Source organism: Novosphingobium subterraneum (genome assembly GCF_000807925.1).
In the GTDB taxonomy this organism is placed as follows: Bacteria; Pseudomonadota; Alphaproteobacteria; order Sphingomonadales; family Sphingomonadaceae; genus Novosphingobium; species Novosphingobium subterraneum.
Genome location: NZ_JRVC01000047.1, coordinates 1 through 3,814, shown reverse-complemented (window position 1 = coordinate 3,814; position 3,814 = coordinate 1). Strand labels below are relative to the sequence as shown.

General features: G+C 61.1%; 3 protein-coding genes. All 3 read left to right on the top strand.

Annotated elements, in window-relative coordinates; translation table 11 throughout:
- The first annotated feature begins 133 nt into the window (after nt 1-133).
- Genes NJ75_RS23070 through NJ75_RS23060 form a run of 3 tightly spaced genes read left to right on the top strand, consistent with a single transcriptional unit; the run spans nt 134 to nt 3,728 of the window.
- Complete coding sequence (locus NJ75_RS23070; protein ID WP_039338741.1) at nt 134-1,363, top strand: site-specific integrase; 1,230 nt, start codon at nt 134-136, stop codon at nt 1,361-1,363.
- Entirely contained in the window at nt 1,360-2,727 is a 1,368-nt protein-coding gene (locus tag NJ75_RS23065; RefSeq protein ID WP_039338740.1) for a tyrosine-type recombinase/integrase, read from the top strand. The genes NJ75_RS23070 and NJ75_RS23065 overlap by 4 nt, the downstream gene beginning before the upstream one ends.
- Nucleotides 2,724-3,728, top strand: coding sequence for a tyrosine-type recombinase/integrase (locus tag NJ75_RS23060; protein WP_039338739.1), 1,005 nt, complete (start codon nt 2,724-2,726; stop codon nt 3,726-3,728). The genes NJ75_RS23065 and NJ75_RS23060 overlap by 4 nt, the downstream gene beginning before the upstream one ends.
- Nucleotides 3,729-3,814 lie beyond the last annotated feature (86 nt).

Genomic DNA, 3,814 nt, shown 5'->3' with positions numbered 1-3,814 from the left:
ACTAATCACGAGGTCCCCATAATGCGGAGGAACGCGGCCTGATTGGCGGATTTTCGCCTTTCTTGGATCGACTTGCTTCGCATTATTTGGCGCAGAACCTCTGGGGGTCAATCGACCAGCAGAGGAGCCGCCCATGTCGGATAACCATCACGAACTAATCGCCGCACTCAAGTCGTCGCTTATCGGTCAGCGATACAGCCTGGTGGTGGCGAGGAACTACTGCGCCTACGCGTCTGGATTTCTCGATTATCTGGGGCAGCGGGGCATCCCCGTCGCGGACGTGATCGACGTGCATGTGGAACAATATCTGCGGCACGCAATCGTCCAGTTCGAAAAGCAGCGTGGTCGACGTCCCAGTGCGCGCTGGCGCGAGGTCCCACGCTCCGGAATTCACGCACTGTTGCGGCTTGTTCACGGCCAATGGCCGCCCGCCATCAAGCCAGCCTGCGAGGCCGATGAGGTCCGATTTTCAATCTGCGCCGAATACGAAATCTGGCTGCGTGAGGAACGCGGGTTGGCTTGTTCCAGCGTTGCAGCGCTGATGTGGGAAGCCTGGCACTTCCTTGCCTGGCAGATCGATCACGGGCTCAACGGTTTGGCGGTTCTGAGCGTGACTGACATTGACCACTACATGGATTTGCGCGCGCCGAAATTGAGGCGCTGCTCGTTGAAGTCTGTCACAGAGCGGCTTCGCGCGTTACTGCGCTACCTCCATATCACAGGTCGCGTTACGACGGATCTGTCCGGGCATGTCCTGGCACCGACGCTTTATGCATATGAAGGCGTACCTTCGGTCCTGGACCGCGGGCAGATCATCGCCGTGCTGGAAAGTGCCGAGAAGGACAAGTCACCGGCGGGGTTGCGGGATTATGCGATCCTGCAACTCCTCGCAGCCTATGGTCTGCGGTCAGGTGAAATCCGCCATCTCCGGATCGAGGATATCGACTGGCGAACGGAAGCCATCCATGTGCATCACCACAAAACGCGAGCCAGCACATTCCTGCCCCTTCTTGAGCCGGTCGGCGAAGCGGTGCTCGCCTATCTGCGCTCCGGGCGTCCCTCGACCGATGTCAGGGAGATCTTCGTGCGTACACGCGCGCCCTACCGAAAGCTCGATAAGCTTTACAGCATGGTTCGGCGGCGGCTCCGTGACGCTGGCGTCCAACCGGCTGGTAAGTGCGGCCCCCACATCTTCCGTCATGCGCGCGCGGTCGAAATGCTGCGCGCCGCGGTGCCTCAAAAGGTCATCGGCGACGTGCTGGGACATCGTTCGACAGGATCGACGGCTCCCTACCTCAAGCTTGCTACCGAAGACCTCAGGGCCATCGCGCTAGACGTGCCGGGAATGGAGTTGGTCGAATGACCGCGCGCTGGCCCGATCCCGACCGCGCGATCATTGGTCGCTATGTCGCGAGCCTTGATCTGCGCAGCACGAAAAGCCGAGCCGGCTATGCCCAAGTCTTGCATGGCTTGCAGGATGTCGTCGAACGTTTCGAGGCACTCGATCAGGAAGTTCTGCTGGCCTGGCTACGAGAATCGGCCGTTCGTCGAGCGCCGTCCACGCTCTTGCACCGCACCCGCATCGTTGACCGGTTCTTCGAACGCCTGGCCGAAATCGGCACGATCCAACGCAATCCCGTCGCCGCTCTGCGCGATGAGTGCAATATCAAGCAGTGCATGCCGATTTGGCGGGCATTGGCGTCGCGGAATCCGGAAAAGGCACTTGCCGAACTACGCCAGCCCAGACCGTTCGGCAGCGAGCTGGGCGAAATGATGGCCGAGCATGTCGCGATGATGCGGCGCAGAGGATACAAATACACATCGCAGTCCCAGTTGCTTCTGCGGTTCGACCGGTTCCTCCAGTTGCATCCGGGACCGGAAGCCGAGACGCTGAACTCCATGATAGATCGATGGCCAGCAACGAATGGCACGCGTCATCACGCCGAGGAATGCGAGAAGCTCAAGCGCGTCTTTGCGAAAATCCTTCGTCACCGCGACCCGTCGATACCTATGCGGCGACCAGACCCGAGACCGAGGAAGGAGGCCTCCAAGCAATGGCGAACGCCTCATATCTACTCGCCTGCCGACGTGCGGCGGATGCTCGAGATCGCACGTAACTACCCGTCGCCGCGGGCACCACTTCGCCCGCAGAGCATGTACACCATGCTGCTCCTCGCCTATTGCGCGGGCTTGCGGCGCGGTGAGCTTGCCCGTCTCGATCTTGGTGATGTTGACCTGCACGAGGGTACCATCACCATCCGACAGACCAAGTTCTTCAAGACCCGCATTTTGCCGCTACCGGACAGCGTCGTGGTCGCGCTTCGGGCCTACATCGATGCGCGCCGGTGTGCCGGTGGATCACAGGACGCGCGTTCGGGTCTGTTCTGGCACGAGCGAGGCGACGGCCATTACACCCCGGAAATGATCACCTGGCTGCTCACCGACGTCATACGCCGCGCTGGGTTGAAACCATTGCGAGGAAAAGCAGGCCCGCGCGTGCATGACCTGCGCCACTCGATGGTCGTGAACAGAATCCTCGAATGGTACCGAACGGGCATCAATCCGCAGGAGCGCTTGCCGTTCCTTGCGACTTACCTCGGCCATCGGGATATCAACTCCACGCTGGTCTACATCACGGTCACGCAGGAGTTGCTGCACCTCGCCAACGAGCGGTTCCGCACGATGGGCGCTCAATGCCTCAGCCTGGGGCGGGAGGCGCAGCCATGAGCAAGGCCGACCCGTTCCCGAAACTGCTGCGCGCGTTCTTCTACGAATGGCTGGTCGAGCAGCGCAACGCGTCCATCCATACGGTTCGCTCATACCGCGACACCTGGCGGCTGTTGCTGCGGTTCGTCGCACAGCGTGCGGGAAAGAAGGTGGTGGTGATCACGCTGGCCGATCTGACCGCCAGTACCGTCATTGCGTTCCTCGGCCACGCCGAACATGAACGCGGCGGCACAATCGGCACGCGCAACTGCCGGCTTGCCGCGATCCGCAGCTTCTTCCACTTCGTGTCCACCAAGGATCCCGCGTCGATCGCACAATGCGTCGAAATCCTCCATATCCCGATCAAGCGTGCTCCCGTGTCGGAGCCGAGCTATCTGGATCCGGCGGAAGTGACGGCGATTCTCGCTCAGCCAGACCGTTTGACCGTTGAGGGTGCGCGCGACCATGCACTGTTCTCGTTCCTCTACAACAGCGGCGCACGGATACAGGAAGCGCTAGATCTATGCCCCGAGGCAATCCGGTTCGAAAGCCCGAGCTGCGTGCGTCTGACCGGCAAGGGGCGGAAGGAACGCATCTGTCCGCTATGGCCAGAAACGGTCCTGTTGCTGCGCAAACTGCTCGAGCGGCAGCCACGGGCGCCTGACCAGCGGCTGTTCGTCAATCGCTATGGCGCCCCCCTCAGTGCCTCGGGGGTCCGATTCAAGCTTGCTGCCTACGTGAGGTCTGCGGCCGAAACCATGCCAACGCTATGTGCCAAGCATGTGACGCCACATGCCTTCCGCCACGCCACCGCCGTGCACCTCATCTCGTCGGGCGTCGACGTTACAATCATACGCAGCTGGCTCGGCCATGTGAGCCTCGATACAACCAACCACTATGCCAGGGCCAATCTGGAAACGAAGCGGAAAGCCCTGGAACAGGTCGCCGCTCCGACCACACCCGGAGGCAAACCATCCTGGAAGCGCGATGGAAGCGTGCTCGCCTGGCTCGACACGCTCTGAAATAATGAGGAGGAGCATGGCCAAGAATGGCGAAAATCCGCCAATCAGGCCGCGTTCCTCCGCATTATGGGGACCTCGTGATTAGT